Raw genomic sequence first — 19208 nt, 5'->3', positions numbered from 1 at the left:
CATCTTTTTTATTATTTTTTTATGTAATGGAATACTTTTCCTCAGCCATTGTCTCATATAACTTTGCATTTGAAGAAAATTTTCTCAAGTCTACAGTTTAATTCATGTAGTACACTATTTATGTAGTCATTCTTTAACTTAGTGTACATTTTATTTTGTTAATCTACTTTTAATTATTTTAAATTAGGAGATGAGATGTGTATGTGTGGAATTACAGGCTGGGTAGATTGGAAGAAGGACCTTTCCAATGAACATGTTGTTTTAGAAAAGATAGCGAATAGTATTGAGCATCGTGGTCCGGATGCTGAAGGATTTTGGTTTTCACCTAGAGCGGCTTTTGCACACCCGCGATTAATTGTAATTGATCCAGAAGGCGGGACACAACCAAAAACATTCCGTGCTGGTGATTATACGTATGCTCTTACTTATAATGGAGAAATTTATAATTTCCGTGAGCTGAGAGAGCAACTTCAAAAATGTGGACATGCATTTGAAACTCATTCAGATACAGAAGTGTTACTACATGCTTATTTAGAATGGAAAGAAGACTGCGTACAACATTTAAATGGAATTTTCGCTTTCGCCTTATGGGATGATCAGAAACAACAATTATTTTTAGCACGCGATCATTTAGGTGTAAAACCACTTTTTTATACAGAAAGAAATGACAGTATTATTTTCGGTTCTGAAATTAAAGCATTATTAGCGCATCCATCTGTCCCTGCTGAAATTGATGCGGATGGAATAAATGAAATATTTGGATTAGGGTTATTTCGAACTCCAGGATGTGGTGTGTTTAAGCATATTCAAGAAGTACGTGCTGGACATTCTATAACATTTACACGTGATAAAAAAGTAGTTACGAAGTATTGGAACTTAGAAAGTAAGATCCATACAGACTCTATAGAAGATACATCTTCTCATATTTTATCTATTTTACAAGATACAGTAAAAAGACAATTAATTGCCGATGTTCCACTCGTTTGTATGTTATCAGGCGGATTAGATTCTAGTGGTATTACTGCACTTGCGGGGAAAGAATTTGCAGAGGAACACAAAACACTTCACACATATTCAATCGACTTTTTAAATAGCGCGAAAGATTTCGAACTGACATTTGCTCGAACTGGTCTAGATGCTCCTTGGGTAAAACGTGTTTCTGAACATGTAGGGACGTCGCATCATGACATTATTGTGAATGCTGAAGAATTAGCAAATCACTTATTCGTTCCCCTTCATGCGAAAGACTTACCAAGTGCAGGCGAAATGGAAACTTCACTATATTTACTATTTTGCGAAATGAAAAAAGATGCAACTGTAGCTTTATCCGGGGAATCTGCCGATGAAGTATTCGGTGGGTATCCTTGGTTTCATCAAGAAGAACTATTATATGTAGATAAGTTTCCATGGTTAACAAACTGGAAAAACACATCTTCTCTATTATTAAACGACGTATCAAAGCAATGTAATCCTGAGCATTATATTCATACACGATTCCATGAAGCTGTTCTTGAAGTACCTACTCTTGAAGGGGAAAGTAAAAAATCCGCGAAACAACGCCAAATGTTTTATTTATTTTTAACGAGATTTCTCCCGTTCTTACTTGATCGTAAAGACCGTATGAGCATGGCTGTAGGATTTGAAGTTCGTGTACCGTTTTGCGATTATAGATTAGTTGAATATTTATGGAACGTTCCTTTCAACATAAAAAGTATTGATAATATTGAAAAAGGCATTTTACGTAGAGCACTAAAACCAGCTTTACCTGACGATATACGAAATAGAAGAAAAAGCGCTTATCCAACTTCACAAGACCCACACTACTTACAAACGATTCGTAATTTAACACTTGATATGTGTAGTAATAAAAACAATCCTATTTTCTCACTCATTAACCATTCCATTCTACTTTCAATTGCTGATCAAAGTAATAAAGAGATTAACACTTTTGAAGCGAGGAGTGCTATGGAGTATATGCTACAAGTAAATGAATGGTTGAAAACGTATCATATTCATATTGCTTAACAAAAAGGAGTTCAAGGACAACAAACCTTGAACTCCTTTTTATTATGAATTAGCGCATTGTCTATTTTCAGTATCGATAGACCATCCGATAATGGTGGCACAATCTCTACCTTTCCACTGCAGTACATTTGTTAATACCGGCTCAATCTGTAAGCTATTTCCGTCGTGTAATATTTCTACTAAAGATTGATCATCATCAAACCTTCGTTTATCACACTCTAAAATACCGTCCGTTGCCATTACAATGTGATTCGTACCTTTTTCTAATCCCCTCACACCTGAAGTAAAACAAGGTGTATTTGCTGCGAAAATATTTTTCCTGCCAATATATTCGTAATTCTTCCGTTTATTTAATCGTCCTTTTCCATTCTTCGTTTGCTCAGAATGGAATAAGTATGCGAAACAATCACCAACTGATAGCCAATATAAGAACTCGCCTTTTCGCAAACAAATTAAACATGCAAGTTCTTCATCATTTTGATCACATTTTTCAATAAATAACTCATCTGTGAATAAGGCTAATAAGTACATATGTGTATGATGAAAAGCTAAATGTATTGGGTATGAAAATAATTCTTTTAGTTTCTCTTTTCTTTCTGAAATTGCTTCTATTATATAATTGATATTTTTCGTTTTATGATGTGTATCAAAAATCATAACAAATTCAAATTGTAATTCAGGATCCCACCAAGCAAGCACCGCATCTCCTCTTTCATATGCATCACTTTCTTGATTTCCACCGTATACGCCGACTGAAAGAGGACCACATTTTTCAACATGTATTTCATCTACATACATCTGTTCATGACTAATCCATTTAAATGTATTCACAGCTATCATCCTCTCTCTTGCTAAATGTATACCTTTACACATAGATTACCTTATATTTCAATAAAAATAAACTTTTTCAATATTTTTTATCCAAATAAAAGGATTTTATTTCTGTATTAACGAATATATCTTATTATACGATATAAAAATAGGGGGATTTATTATTATGAAAGACATCAATCAACATTGGGAGAGTATTTATTATCACTTACGATGTGAATATGAGGACAACCTTTCCCACCAAGCAATTCGTATTTTACAAATCGTTTCCCGTGAGAAAAATATAACAATTGGAAAAGTTGCTTCTGAGCTTAGTCTCTCTCATAACACAGCATCTGAACACGTAAAGCGCCTTATTCAAAAGGATTTCCTCCTTAAAGAGAGAAATAAACAAGATGAAAGGGTCGTAAATCTTACATTAACAACCGAAGGAATGGAAGTATTAGAAAAGCATACTTTACTAGATAAAGAAAAGATAAAAATATTAGAATCACAGTTATCAAAAGAAGAACAACAATTAATTGAAAAAGCCTTTTCTTTATTAGCGAAGGAGGCAAAATATGCATTTCCTCGTTAAAGTTATCGTTTCGGCACTTATTATCGGTATCATTACTGAAGTCGCTAAACATTATAGTACGATAGACGGCTTTATCGCTGCCCTTCCTCTTGTCAGTTTACTTAGTCTATTTTGGATTTCTTTCGAAGGTGGTAACAAACAAGAATTGAGTCAATTTGCTTTAGGTGTATTATATGGATTTCCTGCATCAGCACTACTACTATTTATCGTCTATATTAGTTTAAAAAATTCATTTGCACTTAGTACATCTGTCCTACTCGGTATAGGTGCTTGGTGTATCGTTTTTGCTTGCCAAAAATTATTTCAAACTTAGGAGGAATTATTATTCATAAATTTGTAGAGATATTGGGACAAAATATAGAAGTATATATAAAAGGAAGTAGTAAACAAACTATAGTCATTCAAACTGGAATGACTTGCTCCTTTTATGATTGGCTTCCCATTATGAAAAAGCTTTCCGAGCACTTTACAGTCGTTTCATACCATCGCCCAGGTTACGGAAAAAGTGAGTTGGGAATGTATCCGCGTACTACGATACAAGTAGCAAAAGAACTACATATGTTACTAGACAAACTATATATTCATGAGCCAATCATTCTAATCGGTCATTCCTATGGAGGATTATGTGCACAACATTTTGCGATGTTACATGAAGATAGGCTACAAGCAATTCTTTTAGTTGATTCTACTTCCATGAACTTACACCGATTAGACGAACTTCATTTACCGATTTCTGATCAAACTGATTCTGATGATATGTGGCTTCAAAAATATAATACGTACTCCAAAATGGATGTCGACACACTTTATAATGAACAAAAACCTATGCTCGTCAACAAACCAAAACATTATATAGAATTCTCTACATCACCCTCATTATATAAAGCGACGGTTTCTGAACTATCCGAGTGGAAAAACTGTGCTCGTTCAATAAAAGAGCTAGATATAATATTAGAAATACCATTAATCGTTATCGGTAGAGATCCTCATTATTCTATTACTCAAATGATTGAGGGCGGCATGCCAAAAGAGGAAGCAACACAACTTGAATCGACGTGGCAAAAACTAATTCGTGAACAATTTCACCTCTCTATAAACAGTCAATATATTCTAGCTGAACATGCTAGTCACGGAATAGAAAATGATCGACCAGATATTATCATTGAAGCTATTCACTCATTACACACAAAAAAAGGAAGCAACTAAAGCTGCTTCCTTACTTATCTATTCATAATCTTCTTCATCATCAATTTCTTCATAATACGAATACCCATTGCTTACATATATAGGACCATTCGCAACATCAATACGTAGTACCCATGCCCATGGCACAGCTAAACGTTTATGTAATGCTCGCCAAAAGTTCATCGATTTTCTTTCATACTCCTGGAACTCCTGAAGTAACTCTTTATAGGAGGAACCGTCTAACTGAATATTTGCTTCTAACAAACGAGAATGGGCACAGTACTGTAACTCTAGCTCAGCAGCAATTTCCATTTCTTCTTCCGTTGCCATACCAATAATTGTTCCATCTGCTGGTGCAATTTCATATACGTTGTGAACTTCAATAAGCCCTTCTTTCTCTTTCTCAAACATGTAAACAGCCTCCTTTAACATATATTTTTTATGTTACAAAGTCATACTTCTACAATAACTTCTCTCTTTCCTCTTTTTTTGATAAACTTTTACAAAATATTTATCCGATGACCTGCTTCCTCTATTCTTTCAGCAGAAATGAAACGATTATTATCAAAAGTTAATTTGTACACGTCAGGCATTTGAATTGTTTTCCAAAACTGAAAATCATATTTCGAATCAAAATAATTCATAAGTAACACCATAATATTCCCATGAGTACCTATTACAATATTCTTCCCTTTATATTTTTCCAATATATTTTGCATGCATAATATAGCACGCTTTTGTGCTACATCATTTGATTCTCCGCCTTCATATGCAAAAGTCCAATCTTCCCACACATTCTCAATGGCATCATTAAAATCTTCTACTGGCTCTGAACTTAATAACCTTTCCCGTAAATCTTCTTCTATTTGTATCGATACATTATATGTATTCGCAATTCCTTGTACAGTTTGAATTGCTCTTTTGTACGGGCTAGAGATCACAACATCAATATGTCCATCTTTTAATAAGCGTGTTACATTTTCTGCATCACAGTGTCCCTTTTCAGATAAAGGCCGTTCACGTTCTTCTTTTGTATATGTTGAGTGGGCATGGCGAACGAAATATATTGTCGTCATTCTTCAACTTCCTTTCTTATTTTCAATCTATATTCAATGGCATAATTAGAAAATCCTGTATCATTTATAGAAAAGAGTGCTTTTTAAAAAGCACTCTTTTGTTTACATAATAAAATTATTTCATTATAATTTATTTCTAAATTCCTTACTTGTTATAAAATCTTGAATAAAATAATCTATGTTATTTCTAAGTTTTTGATATGTAACTTGATCATCTATATCGTTAAACATAATTACAACTTCCACCTTATTGCCGTTTTTATCCGTAGTATACAAACTTTTTGTCAATACGAATGCGGTAGAACCACCCTTTTGTCCAGCATATTCAAACTTACTATTTTTAACTGTTCCGTTAAAAACATTCTCAATTTCATCTTGCATTGATTTTGGAAAATAATTTCTACTATTTATTTTCCCCATTATACTCATATAATCTTTAGCGTTTGCACCCACTAATCGATCTGACCAAATTCGCTGAAATTCCATATCTACCTTTAATGGGATATCCCGTTTTTTCCATTCTTCTTCATCTTTCATCCATTCATGTATTTGTAACACATGTTTATTATACTCATCCTTTGACATGTTACGTATCGTTTCTAAAGATTGATTTTCTGGCTCATGAAGCTCTTTTTCTACATACCCTCTCATATATAGTGAAGCAGTATACGAAGAGAACTTGTCATGACTAGTAAGCTCTAACTCTTTTATACTTTCATTTACTCTTTCTATTCCAAGCTTTTCTAACAAATATGTTGTATTTGCATTCGAACTATAATGAATCATCCCTTTAGCGACTTCTTCCAAAGCGATTTGTCCATTTTTCACTAACTCTCTCGCTTTAGCATCTTCTAACCAGTTAGGATGCGCTCCACCATCAGTGTTTTTAACGTAATATTTTTCTAGCTCCTGCAATGAAATTTGTTCATCTCGACTTATTTTCCCTTCTGATACTTGCTTAGCAAATTCAACTGCTATTACGATTTTCGCCGTACTCGCCAATGGTAATTTTTTATTTGCATTTATAGAAGTTAATACTTCTCCATTTCTTTTAATAAATAATGAACATGTTTCATCGTCTTTATGTTCTTTTATGTACTTTAATACGTAATCAGGATCTTCTTTTGACAAATAGTACTTCATAATGACAAAGAAAGCTATAACAGCTACTAGAATCACTCCTGCAACAATTCCTATAATCTTAAATATGTTCACAATATACCCCCTCTAATAAAGTGAAACTATAATCAGTGGGGTTCTTCATCCCCCACTGATTATTAGTTAAACCAATCGGCGTTTACGGGCAGCCCGACTCTCACCTAACATCTTCGCTCCAGCCGAATTTTAAGGTGGGAGTTTTACTGCCCGTTAATGCCAGATACATTCCCTTCTATATAATTATTATAACAAATTTAATTACAAAATTATACAAAACAGAATAACTCTTCCTAAAAAAGAAAGAGTTACTCTATTTCACATGAAGTTATTTGTCCATTTAACGTAACGACTATATTTGAGTCGTCACTTTCTTTAACTTCTTTTAGCCGTTTGGAGTTAGGTGGACCAATTACAACCGACTCCTTAATTGGCGAAAGGTCCTTCTCTAATTTCTCTGCACTTACACCGTATGCAGCTTGAAATACTTCTGGTGGTGTTAATCTAAGTATGTCTGATCCTTCTGCTGTTTCAAACTGATCGTTATTGAAGAACAAATGTAATTGTACTTCCTCTGTTATGGCTGTGATCCAATGCCACCATCCCATTGGAATAAAGACTGTTTGCCCCGCTTTTACATGATAATTTTGCAATTGATTCGTTTCAGGATTTAAAATGGATGTAACTGCTTCTCCTGATACAACAACATCTAATTCCCATGCATTCGGATGCCAATGCGGTTCTCGCATATGTCCCTTCGTCATAAATAAATCAACAAATGCTCCTCCAATCATTGCTGGTAACTGCGTTGAAGTAACTTCATATGCAACGTTTTTCTCATCCCTTTTAAAAAAGACATTTTTTCTTGAATCAAAGAAAAGGTTTGGAGTTCCTGAGCTTTTCTTTAAATTTTTATTATCTGGAACATAACCTGACGTACTCATATCATCCCTCTTTTCCGCTCCTAACATTTTGTACTTAACGATGTATCGTATGGAAAAAATAGATGATATGTGCCTATTCAGCACATAATAAAAAAACATGCTTTCATTAGGAAAACATGTTTTGTGATAGCCTTCACATTGTTTAGTTAAATAATAACTCTTTTACTTACCATGATGTAACATTAAATCACTAAGTTCTTCTTCAATGTGATTTAATTTCGCAACGCCTTCTTTCCATTTATGAATATAACGTGAAACTCCAACGAAAAATAAAACAATAATTGTAGAAAGAATAATACCATACACGATTGCTACAGTACTCATAGTTACACTTCCTTATAATTAGTAATGTGGTTATTAGTTATATTTTTATTATAAACCTTTTTCTTTTAAAATACTTCGATTTCAACTTTTTGTAACAAAATTGATTTTTCTAATATTTCGTTCGTAAAAATGGCATATTTTTCACAAATTATACAAAACTTCACCATATGTACTATTACCATATGAGTTATATTATTAAATAGAATAAAGGGGATGATATACTATGACGACTTGGTTTATTGTACTGTTAGTTGTATTTGGGGCATTTAAAATTATCGTTTCTAGCCTTCCTAACTCTGTTATTGAATCCATTATTAGCAAGTACGAAACACATCCACAACTTGAAGAAGAGAATGTGACTGTTACTATTAATGGGAAGAGCGTAGAAGACGAAAAAAAGTCTCAAATCATTCATGATTTTAATGAAGGTTTATTTTTAGATCGCTATTATGCACCGCCTCACAATGAAGGCACTCCTTTAATTATCAATGCAAAACGTGGCAAAAAGGATTTTACATTTTATATTTATAGTCACGAGGAGCATGTTGATGTTGTAAAACAACATAAAAAGAAGGTAGTTGCTTATAGTTTACGCTCTAAAAATCTTCAAAATAGTGATATGTTCGTGTCAGCTGACTTAGCTTAATACTCATATATTAGAAAAAGGAATCCACGAAATATGGATTCCTTTTTTCTCATTTACTGAAAAATAAGCTCTGTCTTCAAACTATCTTTCGGTAACAACCATCCTTTTTTCTCTATACTCGCCATTAATAATTCTCTTTGTTTTGTCGCAATACTTTCCTCATTTGTTTTAAACGACACTTCTATTACGAAGTCATCTTCTATCTTCCCAGTATTACTTAATGGCCAAATTTCAATATTCGTTTTTATATTTTCAAATTCACCTGTATATCGTTTCATTAATACAGGACCGTAAATGTGAGAATCCCTTAACATTTCTTCTCCCCAATTCGTATACAACCATTTGTTCATTTTCCCTGGTAACTTTTCTATTAACATATTTTGAGAAGCTTGTTCATTTGGTAAATCAAGTACCCCATATCCTTTAGCACTGTAACTTTTCTTATTTGAAATACTTAACGTTTTCTTCCCAAATCCCCAATCTATTTCCGCCTCATAACTATCAGTTTTACTATCAAATCCTTCTTTTTTAGCTACTTCTAGTGCATCTTGAATTACACCATTTTGAATAGGATATCTTTTTTTATATGTTAGCTCAAAATCTTTACTAAATTCTTTCTTTCGAATTCTCGCAAACCAACCTTCGTTACTTAAACTTTTATTCGCCGTATCTAAAAATTGCACTTGTATTCTTTCATCATTTGTACCAGCTTGGAAATGTTCTAGTACCTCTTGCTTCATCTCTTTGTTATAACCTAATACTTGTTCTGGCTTTAATAATAACTTCACTTCAAAACTAGGTTTCATTGGACTAGCAGCAAACCCTTCCATCACGTTATAAAGGAAACAACAAAAGAAAATGCTTACGAATACAAATACTTTTTTCATATACCTATCCCCTTTACATTTTAAATGACTTCTATACGTTCCATTGCAAGTGAATATATATTTTCATATCCTGCTGTACTTAGCTTTTGTTGTAATCGATCCGTATCCTCTTTATGAGCGTGCACTAACAAAGTATGTTCCGGTAATAATATATTTAACATTGCCTTAACATCACCCATACTTTGATGAACTTTATACGGAACTCGATTCACCCTACATGTATTCCTTACATGCTCTTTCATAACTTTTTCTGCAAAACTCTCTTTCGCAATATGTCCTGTAAAAATAATGGAATTCCGTTCTTCATGCCGAAGTTGTTCATAGTATAACTGTGCGCGTTTCGTTTGCATATTCGCATCACTCATTACAACTATTCCGTAACTATTTTGTATACTAATGTCATGATCCATAACGATTATGTTTCTTTTTAAACTCTCCATAACCCATCGAAGTTCTTCATTATTTTTTATCCAATCTTTATATAGGAACATCTCTTCAAATCCAGCCAAAATTTCTTTATCTACTATAAGCGGAAATTCTTTATATCGTTCATATAAATACAATACTATATCTTGCGCCCTACCAAGTTGCGGCAGCGGTAGTAATGCTACTCCTTTATTTTTCATAACTCGTTCAATTTCTGCACATAGATCGTCTAATCTTTCATTTTGCGAAACATCATCAGTGTGGTAAGCGGCATCTACAATTGCAATTTTTATATTGCTTCGCAACTTCTCAGGTAAATTAGCTCGTAGTATATTAGATTCTGCGGAATAATCACCAGAATAAAATACGTATGTATTACACATATCCACTAAAAACCAAACCGCTCCTAATACATGCCCACTATACCCCCATTGAAACCGCAATGTAGGAGTAATCTGTATCCATTCATTTGGATTACTAATCTCATCAATACATACATAGTTTAAATCTTTTACATTTTGATCGTTATAAGGTACATTCCACCCTTGCGAAAGATTGTAGTTTCTCCATTTTTCAAAATAAGCCGGAAGTTGTTCCTTTGTATAACGAGTTGTCCAAATTTTTTTCTTATATCCATACTTCGCTAATAAAGGTAAACCCATCGTATGATCTTCATGAATATGCGATAAAAATACCGCCTCTAAAAATGGAACGACTTCTCTTTCTATTTTTGGATAACTATCTTCATACGATCGATTAATGCCACAATCAAATACGATTTTTGTCTCTTTATTTTTTACAAAATAGCAGGAACGACCGTACTCTCCTGCTCCTCCCCATACTTCTACCCTCATCATGCGACCCCTTTTCTTTTTTGCTCCATATGTTGCAGAAGTAATAAGCATAGTGTTGTAAGTCCAACAGAAACAACTGCCATCGCCATTCCTATAGATACTTCCCCCTGTTCAAATTGAGCAAAAATAAACGTTGCTGACGTTTCTACTGATGGAGGTAATACGAGAAGCGATGCTACTAACTCTCGTATTGAAATCGTAAATGTCATCGCCCATCCAGCAAGAATACCAGGAATAATAAGAGGCAATATTATTTTCCTAAAAATATAAATATAATTCCCGGAAAAAATACTTCCTGCCTGCACAAGAGAGTCATCAATTTGTCCGAGCGATGATTTTACATACTGCACTGTATAAGGTAAAAAAAGAACAACATACGTTACGATAACCATAACAGGTGTATTGTAAATGGACATAGGCATATATGGTGAATTCCAAAATAAAATAAGACCTACAACCATCACTATTCCTGGTACCATATTCGGTAACATACCGCACATATCAAGCCATTTTTCAGAAGACTTCTTCCCCTTTCGAATCATAAGTGCTAAAAAGACTCCAATCATTACAGCAACAACCGCTGTTACGAGCGAAAAAAGAAAACTGTTCCATAAAGCTTCTAATCCTGGAGAACCCATTGTAAACAATGCTTCATAATGACTTATTGTAAAGTTATTTACATGTAATCCACCGCCTCTTAATTTCGACAATGAAGCAATTAGTATAGAAAAGTATGGGATACCAATTGATACGATTAGCAAACTAATCACATAAACCCATGCTACAACGCGCGCAAATATAGACAAAGTATACCTTTTAGATTTCACACCTTTTCCACTAACCATTGCATATGAATACTTTCGATTCAATACATTTTGCATATACCAAATGAGCATACATGCACTAAGTAATAAAGAAGATAATGCTGTTGCACTACTAAAATCAATCGGCCAACTCGAAATAAATTTATGGATTTCTGATGTTAACACGTGGAATCCTATTCTACGCCCAAATGTAGCTGGTGTTCCAAATTCAGCAATCGTCTTTACGAAAATGAGTAAAGCACCCATGACATAGCTTGATACTAATAACGGCAATATTATTTTTCGTAAACGATAGAAAAAGCTCCCACCATGAACTGCTGCCGCTTCTTCTTTACTACTCCCAATCTGAAGTAACGTGTTTTTCAACATGAAATAAAGGAATGGGAATAAATGCAGACTCATAATTAAGACCATACCTCCTAAACTAAAAAACGATGATGAAATCGTCTTTAGCATCGGAAAAAATTGTTCAAAATAGCCCTTAGGTTGCATGAACAAAATCCATCCCATCGATCCGATATAAGGCGGGGTCATAAATGGAATCATAAAAACAATATCTAACTTACTATACTTTCCTACATCTGTTTTACTCATAATGAACGCCAATGGAAATGCAAATATTGTAGCTCCTATTACAACGAGTACACCTAGCAGCATCGAATTCAGAAAAATCCCAGCTAATCCGCCACTCTGCATGACTTCAAAAGGCTTTAAAAAATTCCAACTGCTATTTTCATATACACTAGAAAATAAAATGAGAAAAAGCGGAATGACGATTAACATCGCCACAAGTAACAACGCTACTGTCATTCCAACTTGTCTTACTGACACGAATCGATTTACCATGTAATCACCATCTTATTGAAATACTTTCTTAAATTGTTTTCCTATTGCATCTTGTTCTTTCTCAACTGTTTTCCAGTCAATATGTAATACTGGAATCTCTTCTACATTCGGTCTATTTTCAGCTTTTATATCTTTTCTACCTGGCAATAAATACGCTTTAGAAACTTGTTTTTGTACATCATCTGATAATAAATAATCAATAAACTCTTTTGCACCTTCTACATTTTTACTACCCTTCATAATGCCTGCTGCACGTGGACTAATAACTGTTCCGCTTTTTGGATATACGATATCAACCGGTTCACCCTTAGCTTTTGCACTGTACGTCATATAATCAACACCCGCAATTACCATATCTTTCGCACCTGTTACAACTGGGTCTAACGCTTCTTGGTTTGCCCCCGCTACTGTACCTTCATTTTTCTTAAGTTGTTCAAATAATTTCCATCCATCTTGTCCATTCTTTTTCACATATCCTGTTACAAAGTCTAAAGCTGAACCTGAAAGTGCTGGATCTGGAAGATTCACTTTTCCTTTCCATTCTCCTTTCGTTATATCGCTCCAATCTTCAGGTGCTGTTTTCACATTTTTTGTGTTGTACACAATTCCTAATGCGGAAGCACTATATCCGAAATAATGTCCTTTATCATCTGACCATTCAGAACGTAGCTTATCAGCTTGTTTCGCTTCTTTATAAGGTAACGTTTGACCATCTTTCTTTAGTCCTTCCATCGCTGGTAAAGAAGCGAGTACGACAACGTCAACGACTGGATTTTTCTTTTCAGCTTCCATTCTCGCTAAAATCTTACCTGTTGTTCCTTGAAACATTTCCACTTTTATACCGGTTTTCTTTTCAAAGTCCTTTTGAATTTTTTCTGCTAATCCTTTCGGTCCTGCACTATATACAACAATTTTCTTTTCATTAGAATTTTTATTTTTTGCATCTGCACTACCTGTCTTTGAACTACAACCTGTTACTACAGCTGAAAATAGTAAAGTACATACAAATAAAGACTTAAGCGAACTGAATTTCTTCATACGACTCTCCCCCTATATGATGAATACATTTTTTTGGTACATATAACGATACCGGTTTACCGACGCTTAGCTTACTATTGTGATAAGCTGTCCATACACCGAGTGTCCCCATGTTTACTTTCACTTCATAACGTTCTCCTACATATGTAACGTGCTGAATTTCACCTGTATACGTATCGCACACTTCATTTTTTGCCCAGTTCACGTGCTCTGGACGAACCATTTGTTTATTCTCTACAAGCCAATTTGCCTTACCAACAAACTTTGCAACAAATTCATGAGACGGCTTCACATAAATATCTTCTGGCGTTCCTTTTTGTAATACTTCTCCTTGTTTCATGACAATAATTTGATCTGACATTGACATAGCTTCCGTTTGATCATGCGTTACATACAATGCCGTTAAGCCAATAGAATGAACGATATCCATAAGCTCTAAGCGCATTTCTTCACGCAAAATTGCATCGAGTGCACTAAGCGGTTCATCAAACAAAATAAAATGAGGTTTTGTTACAATTGCTCTAGCAAATGCAACACGTTGCTGCTGTCCACCAGAAAGTTCGTGTGGATATCTTTTCTCCATACCTTGTAAACGAACTCGTTTTATCGCATCTTCTACCTTTTCTCGTAAATGATTCGTTTGCTTTGTAGCCCTTAATCCAAATGCAACATTTTCAAACACAGTCATATGCGGCCATAAAGCAAAATCTTGAAATACCATACCGATATTCCGTTCATGAGGAGATGTTTTTATTTTTTTCGCACCAGAATACATACACTTATCTCCAAAATATATTTCACCTTTATCCGGCTCTTCAAGCCCTGCAATCATTCTAAGTAAAGTCGTTTTTCCGCATCCAGAAGGTCCTAAAAGTGTGGTAAATTCCCCTTGTTTCATGACAATTTGCAGTGGTTTTAACGCCTGTGTTTGTCCAAATGTCTTTTCTAATCCGTGAATTTTAATATCCATTGTTTCACCTCTCTCCCCTCATTCTTAACCTGCTTTCATTCTATATGGAGGATTTATACTGAATGTTAATGTACTGTAAAGATTAAATTAAAAAACTTCTAATAAACTATTTATTTCTATAGATTTTTTCTATAGTTAAAATAAAAAAGGCGGGCAATTCATAATGAATATCTTAAAATTAGAAATTGTAGTGCTTATTAAGAAATACAAAAAGCTTACGATTGTTGCAGAAAAACTTGGCGTGAAACAACCTACTATTACATTTCATATAAAAAGCTTAGAAGAGGAACTCGGTGTGTCTTTATTTGAATTACGTTCCGGAAGGTATTTCTTAACAGAGGCTGGCGAGGCATTGCATCATTATGCTTGTAAAATAGATGCACTTATGAAAGAAGCTAGGCGGGTCACACAAGAGTTTAAAGATTTTCATAAAGGTGCTATAACAATCGGTGCTAGTTATGTACCAGCGACTTATCTTTTACCAGAAGTTGTTCACCAATTTCAATGCGAATTTCCTAATATAAAAATAACACTCATGGTAAAACCAGCTCCTGAAATTCGAATCATGCTACAAAATCATGAAATTGATCTCGGAGTAATTTCTGCTGCACCATTTGATGAACCACTTTTAAAACAAACGAATGTAATGCCTGATACACTTGTTCTCGCTTTTTCCAAAGAACATCATTTTGCTAAAAAGACAAATGTATCATTACAAGATATCGAAAAAGAACGTATATTATTGCATCGTAATCCATCTACAACGAGAGATTTACTTACACAATGGACACTAGCACATAACATCACATTCCAATCTGAAATTGAACTAGATTCATTAGAAACGATGAAACAAATTTTAAAATACGGGAATGGCGTCGCTTTTATTTCTAAACTTGCTATTGAACAAGAAATACAGCGAAATGAGCTATGCTATATACCAATTCCAAGATTTGAATTTCAGCGTAACATTTATACGATTCATCATGAGGACAGATGGAATTCTAAAATCATTTCTTTTTTACTACATAGCATCCTTTCTTTCGCAGCCAAAAATTAAAAGGCTGTCGTTATACACGACAGCCTCTTAAACTAAAACTCTATTTATTTTTCTTCGCCTCAATTTTTGCTTGTGCCTCTTCAGCCTTATCTAATGCTTCTGAAACTTTTTTCTCTTTTTCTTTCACTTCATCTATACTATCGACAGCTTTAATAAGTTTATCGATTCCTTCTTCTTCTACTTTTCTCCGCTTTGCCACTCTTTCATTTACTTTCTCTTCCACATCTTTTGCTTTTTGAAGCATATTCTCTGCATTTGATTTTACAGATTTTTCAAGTTCATCATCTTTTTTCTTTTGTAACACTTCATTTGCAATATCTTTCGCTTCTAAATACTTACCGTCTTTTAATGCTGTTGCTCCGTGATCCATTATCTCGGCAATTTCTTTATATGATTTCGCTTCATTTCCTGATTTCTCTTTTTCTGCTTTTTCGAACCACATTGTTGCATCACTATATTTTTCATCTTTCAATGATTGCATACCTGTTTCAATATACGTGTCATAATTGCTACATCCAGCCATTACAACTAACAGAAAAAGCATAACAAAACTTATTTTTTTCATGATGTTTTCTCCTTTTCTTTGTCTGCTCACTTTACTGTAACATACATGAAAAAGAGTTTCAAAAACTAAAATACTAATTTGGTCATTTTTTATCATTAAGTCAAATTTTCTTTTAGGCTGACACATCCACTTGCTTTTTTGCTACATGCTTCTTCACTCCAACTAAAACAACTAACAATAATCCTCCGCCTATTGTCATCATAACAATGCTAGTCGGTAACATATCTAATAATAATCCATATACAATCATACCAAGCGGTGCAATGGCAGTAGCAATTGTTTCAAGCAAACCGAAAACGCGGCCTAAATAACTTGGATCTGTCGTCTTTTGCAAATGTACTTGCATCGGGATATTTACAGCCATCATTGATATACCCGTTAAAATCATAAAAGCAATATAGTACATAAAACTTACTACTTTCGGAATGGTAACTAACAATGGGAAGACTGTACATAAACTTAAACCCGCAAATAAAAACAGCCCAATATAAACAGAGCGAAACGGATTATTCACTTCTTTACGTACTGATAATGCAATCGCACCAATTAGCATCCCGACTGCTAACATTCCCTCTACAACACCGAGTTGCTTCGAGGATAAATGCAGGTTTTGAATAATAATAAATGGTAGTGAAACGAACAGTGCACTTGCAAAAAAGTTTACCCATAGCCCTATTTTCATTAAACCATATATTTCATGCTGTCTTTTTATATATGAAAAACCTTCTTTTATACTCATCAAGAAATGCTCTTTACTTTCAACCATTTCTTTTTTATATAAATCAAATACGATAAATAATTGTACAATTACCGCTAAAAAGAATGTAATACTATTTAACAGAAAGAACGACTTAATTGAAAAGAAACCAAATACAACTCCGCCAATAATTGGTGCTAAAATATTCGATAATGATGCTGCAGTCTGGTTCAAAGCACTCGCTTTTTGAATACGCTCCTCATCTACTAAATTAGGAATAGACGAAGTTAATGCTACAGAATAAAAACTTGCACAAATTGATAATAATGCCGCTGATACATAAATAAACAGTAGTGATGGCCCAAAAGTAGTTGCAAGAATAAACATAATAAGCATCGTTAAACTACTTAATAAATCTGTGCCAATGACAAGCCATTTTCGATTGACGCGGTCAGCTACAGCACCTGCAATTGGGCCACAGATCATTCTTGGTATTGATCCGCAAATAAGAGTAGTTGCAAACCCCATTCCTGAACCAGTTGTCTTTAATACGTATAACCCCATTGCAAACGTATAAATACCCGCCCCTAACAAGGACGTCATTTTTCCAATCATCATTAAAATAATATTTCTCGTTGCAATCTTCATTTTCCAATCATGTTGACCTATACTTACATCCCCCATTATGACACTCTCCCCTTAAAAGTTAAATTGTGTTAAACTTATTATATAATCAACTTTCCAATTTTTACAATAAAAAGTTTAATTGTGTTTAACTTTTAAATTATAAAGGAGCATATAATGGCTACTCTCGGTGCAAAAATTAAAACGTTACGAAAAGAAAAAAAGCTTACTCAAACTGATTTAGCAGGTTCAGAACTGACAAAAAGTATGCTAAGCCAAATTGAAAACGGAAAAGCTACACCTTCCATGAAAACATTACAATATATTGCTGAAAAACTTGGATGCGAAACGAGTTTTTTACTAGAAGATGATGATGTGGAAACGATAGAACTCATTCAACAAATGGAACAACTAATAAAAGCAAATAAGTACGATGAAGTATATGAGATCTTACTACCTATCGTTCAAAAAGAGCTACCTCCTACTTTGAATACCGCTCGTTTATATAAACAATTTGTAACAGCTGCGGCTAAAATGAAAGATTACAATATTGAACATTACGTGGAAAAGGCTACTTCTATTTTTGAAAAATATACGTTATACCGGGAAAGTACGGAAACAAAATTAAAATTATCCTTTACGATATTCACACGTAAAAAGTATGCTGAATGTTTACAACTCATTGCTAGCATCCGAAATGACTATGAAGAGAAACATTTAGAAATGGATCTCATTATACATATCGAGTTATATTTATATGAGGCGATTATTTTTCTTGCATATGGTAATTACGAACAATGTGAAAGTGTCATTTTAGATGCACTTGCATTTTCAAAAAAACATCAAGTGTATTATAAAACAGATGAATTTTACCGTATTTTATCTTACCAAAAAGTCCTAACGGCTGATAAAGAACAATATTTACATTACATAAAAAAATCAGAGCAATTTGCCATTTTTACAGAAGATACTTTATCTGCAGCGGTTATTAATCTTTTAAAAGCTTACTACTACAACACAATTACTCATGAATATACTATTGCATTAGAACATGTAGAACAATTTCGAGAAAAACTAAAAGATGAGCGAATTTTTCAAGATGATGGATCGTATTATCTTGAAAAAGGAAAAGCTTTGTATGGTTTAAAACAATACGAAGAAGCTTTAAAAACATTACAACGTGCTATCATACCAGATTATATAAACCATCCACTTGATCACGCACGGCTTACAACAGCTGGGGCATATCGTGCTCTTTGTTATGTCAAACTTAATGATAAAAAAAGAGCTCTTGAAGAAGTAACAGAAGCATATGAAATCGTACAGTCCTATCCTGATTCCATCTTCACTTCATTTATTAAAGAAACATTACAAATAATACAAAAACTTTAAGAATGTCTCGAAATGGTATATTATTCCTCTTTTTTAGCAAAGATAATAATGATGGGAGGAATATAAATGAATATTCAACGTGCAAAAGAGCTTTCTGTGTCAGCGGAACATGCCAATGTCAGTTTTCAAGGCATGCCTGTTATGATTCAACACGTCGACGAAAGCAACGAAACCGCCCGCATATATGAAGTAAAAAATCCAGGTCGCGAATTAACTGTTCCAGTTAATAGCTTAGAGGAAATATAAGAAACGCCACTTCAATTTT

At 33.9% G+C, this 19208-nt stretch carries 22 protein-coding genes; 8 read left to right on the top strand and 14 right to left on the bottom strand.

Features of this window, described 5'->3' with window-relative positions; all coding sequences use genetic code 11:
• Nucleotides 1–201 precede the first annotated feature (201 nt).
• Nucleotides 202–2025, top strand: a complete 1824-nt coding sequence (gene asnB / locus ACUN26_RS05225) for an asparagine synthase (glutamine-hydrolyzing) (RefSeq protein WP_445540871.1) — start codon at nt 202–204, stop codon at nt 2023–2025.
• Between the two features lie 42 nt (nt 2026–2067).
• Here asnB and ACUN26_RS05220 read toward each other — a convergent pair whose 3' ends face one another.
• Nucleotides 2068–2898, bottom strand: a complete 831-nt coding sequence (locus ACUN26_RS05220) for a protein phosphatase 2C domain-containing protein (RefSeq protein WP_002043012.1) — start codon at nt 2896–2898, stop codon at nt 2068–2070.
• A gap of 124 nt (nt 2899–3022) precedes the next feature.
• Here ACUN26_RS05220 and ACUN26_RS05215 point away from each other — a divergent pair, with 124 nt between their 5' ends.
• The 3 genes from ACUN26_RS05215 to ACUN26_RS05205 are packed head-to-tail and all read left to right on the top strand — an operon-like array spanning nt 3023 to nt 4639.
• Nucleotides 3023–3433, top strand: coding sequence for a MarR family winged helix-turn-helix transcriptional regulator (locus ACUN26_RS05215; protein WP_000651923.1), 411 nt, complete (start codon nt 3023–3025; stop codon nt 3431–3433).
• The gene (locus ACUN26_RS05210) at nt 3417–3746 is read left to right on the top strand and encodes a DUF3147 family protein (RefSeq protein ID WP_000545614.1); all 330 of its coding nucleotides are present in this window, start codon (nt 3417–3419) and stop codon (nt 3744–3746) included. Before ACUN26_RS05215 ends, ACUN26_RS05210 begins: the two co-directional genes overlap by 17 nt.
• On the top strand, nt 3707–4639 hold the full coding sequence (locus ACUN26_RS05205; RefSeq protein WP_002093795.1) for an alpha/beta fold hydrolase: 933 nt from the start codon (nt 3707–3709) through the stop codon (nt 4637–4639). The genes ACUN26_RS05210 and ACUN26_RS05205 overlap by 40 nt, the downstream gene beginning before the upstream one ends.
• A gap of 18 nt (nt 4640–4657) precedes the next feature.
• Here ACUN26_RS05205 and ACUN26_RS05200 read toward each other — a convergent pair whose 3' ends face one another.
• The 6 genes from ACUN26_RS05200 to ACUN26_RS05175 form a co-directional block, all read right to left on the bottom strand.
• Complete coding sequence (locus ACUN26_RS05200; protein WP_000461765.1) at nt 4658–5029, bottom strand: hypothetical protein; 372 nt, start codon at nt 5027–5029, stop codon at nt 4658–4660.
• 89 nt (nt 5030–5118) lie between these two features.
• Complete coding sequence (locus tag ACUN26_RS05195) at nt 5119–5694, bottom strand: histidine phosphatase family protein (RefSeq protein ID WP_000208274.1); 576 nt, start codon at nt 5692–5694, stop codon at nt 5119–5121.
• 123 nt (nt 5695–5817) lie between these two features.
• Nucleotides 5818–6909, bottom strand: coding sequence for a serine hydrolase (locus ACUN26_RS05190; RefSeq protein WP_001019994.1), 1092 nt, complete (start codon nt 6907–6909; stop codon nt 5818–5820).
• A gap of 248 nt (nt 6910–7157) precedes the next feature.
• Nucleotides 7158–7793 (bottom strand): cupin domain-containing protein, encoded by a 636-nt coding sequence (locus ACUN26_RS05185; protein WP_000107763.1) that lies wholly within the window; start codon nt 7791–7793, stop codon nt 7158–7160.
• 162 nt (nt 7794–7955) lie between these two features.
• Nucleotides 7956–8117: a hypothetical protein gene (locus tag ACUN26_RS05180; RefSeq protein ID WP_000108701.1), complete on the bottom strand. Its 162-nt coding sequence runs from the start codon at nt 8115–8117 to the stop codon at nt 7956–7958.
• A gap of 65 nt (nt 8118–8182) precedes the next feature.
• A complete protein-coding gene (locus ACUN26_RS05175; protein WP_002011946.1) occupies nt 8183–8299 on the bottom strand; it encodes a hypothetical protein in 117 nt (38 codons plus the stop codon).
• 41 nt (nt 8300–8340) lie between these two features.
• On the opposite strand from ACUN26_RS05175, the gene ACUN26_RS05170 reads away from it, so the two are divergent.
• Nucleotides 8341–8763 (top strand): YfmQ family protein, encoded by a 423-nt coding sequence (locus tag ACUN26_RS05170; RefSeq protein WP_000214566.1) that lies wholly within the window; start codon nt 8341–8343, stop codon nt 8761–8763.
• A gap of 53 nt (nt 8764–8816) precedes the next feature.
• Here the strand turns inward: ACUN26_RS05170 and ACUN26_RS05165 are convergent, their stop codons facing one another.
• The 5 genes from ACUN26_RS05165 to ACUN26_RS05145 are packed head-to-tail and all read right to left on the bottom strand — an operon-like array spanning nt 8817 to nt 14608.
• Entirely contained in the window at nt 8817–9650 is an 834-nt protein-coding gene (locus tag ACUN26_RS05165; protein WP_000755332.1) for a hypothetical protein, read from the bottom strand.
• Between the two features lie 20 nt (nt 9651–9670).
• Nucleotides 9671–10933, bottom strand: coding sequence for an MBL fold metallo-hydrolase (locus tag ACUN26_RS05160; protein ID WP_033657314.1), 1263 nt, complete (start codon nt 10931–10933; stop codon nt 9671–9673).
• Complete coding sequence (locus ACUN26_RS05155; RefSeq protein WP_000248157.1) at nt 10930–12600, bottom strand: ABC transporter permease; 1671 nt, start codon at nt 12598–12600, stop codon at nt 10930–10932. The genes ACUN26_RS05160 and ACUN26_RS05155 overlap by 4 nt, the downstream gene beginning before the upstream one ends.
• A 12-nt stretch (nt 12601–12612) precedes the next feature.
• Nucleotides 12613–13638: an ABC transporter substrate-binding protein gene (locus ACUN26_RS05150; protein WP_000714709.1), complete on the bottom strand. Its 1026-nt coding sequence runs from the start codon at nt 13636–13638 to the stop codon at nt 12613–12615.
• Nucleotides 13616–14608 (bottom strand): ABC transporter ATP-binding protein, encoded by a 993-nt coding sequence (locus ACUN26_RS05145; RefSeq protein WP_000351785.1) that lies wholly within the window; start codon nt 14606–14608, stop codon nt 13616–13618. Before ACUN26_RS05145 ends, ACUN26_RS05150 begins: the two co-directional genes overlap by 23 nt.
• A gap of 163 nt (nt 14609–14771) precedes the next feature.
• On the opposite strand from ACUN26_RS05145, the gene ACUN26_RS05140 reads away from it, so the two are divergent.
• Nucleotides 14772–15665: a LysR family transcriptional regulator gene (locus tag ACUN26_RS05140; protein ID WP_001023487.1), complete on the top strand. Its 894-nt coding sequence runs from the start codon at nt 14772–14774 to the stop codon at nt 15663–15665.
• 40 nt (nt 15666–15705) lie between these two features.
• On the opposite strand, the gene ACUN26_RS05135 is transcribed toward ACUN26_RS05140, so the two are convergent.
• The gene (locus tag ACUN26_RS05135; RefSeq protein WP_000723951.1) at nt 15706–16230 is read right to left on the bottom strand and encodes a DUF4398 domain-containing protein; all 525 of its coding nucleotides are present in this window, start codon (nt 16228–16230) and stop codon (nt 15706–15708) included.
• Nucleotides 16231–16342: 112 nt separating this feature from the next.
• Entirely contained in the window at nt 16343–17611 is a 1269-nt protein-coding gene (locus tag ACUN26_RS05130; RefSeq protein WP_000503120.1) for an MFS transporter, read from the bottom strand.
• Between the two features lie 117 nt (nt 17612–17728).
• Between ACUN26_RS05130 and ACUN26_RS05125 the strand changes: the two genes are divergently transcribed.
• Both ACUN26_RS05125 and ACUN26_RS05120 read left to right on the top strand, forming a co-directional pair.
• Nucleotides 17729–18943 (top strand): helix-turn-helix domain-containing protein, encoded by a 1215-nt coding sequence (locus ACUN26_RS05125; RefSeq protein ID WP_000212333.1) that lies wholly within the window; start codon nt 17729–17731, stop codon nt 18941–18943.
• Nucleotides 18944–19009: 66 nt separating this feature from the next.
• Nucleotides 19010–19189 (top strand): H-type small acid-soluble spore protein, encoded by a 180-nt coding sequence (locus ACUN26_RS05120; RefSeq protein WP_001025738.1) that lies wholly within the window; start codon nt 19010–19012, stop codon nt 19187–19189.
• Nucleotides 19190–19208 lie beyond the last annotated feature (19 nt).

The sequence above is a fragment of the Bacillus sp. WC2503 genome (assembly GCF_052682895.1).
The sequence above is the reverse complement of the archived record's forward strand: the minus strand, read 5'-3'. Positions and strand labels throughout refer to the sequence as shown.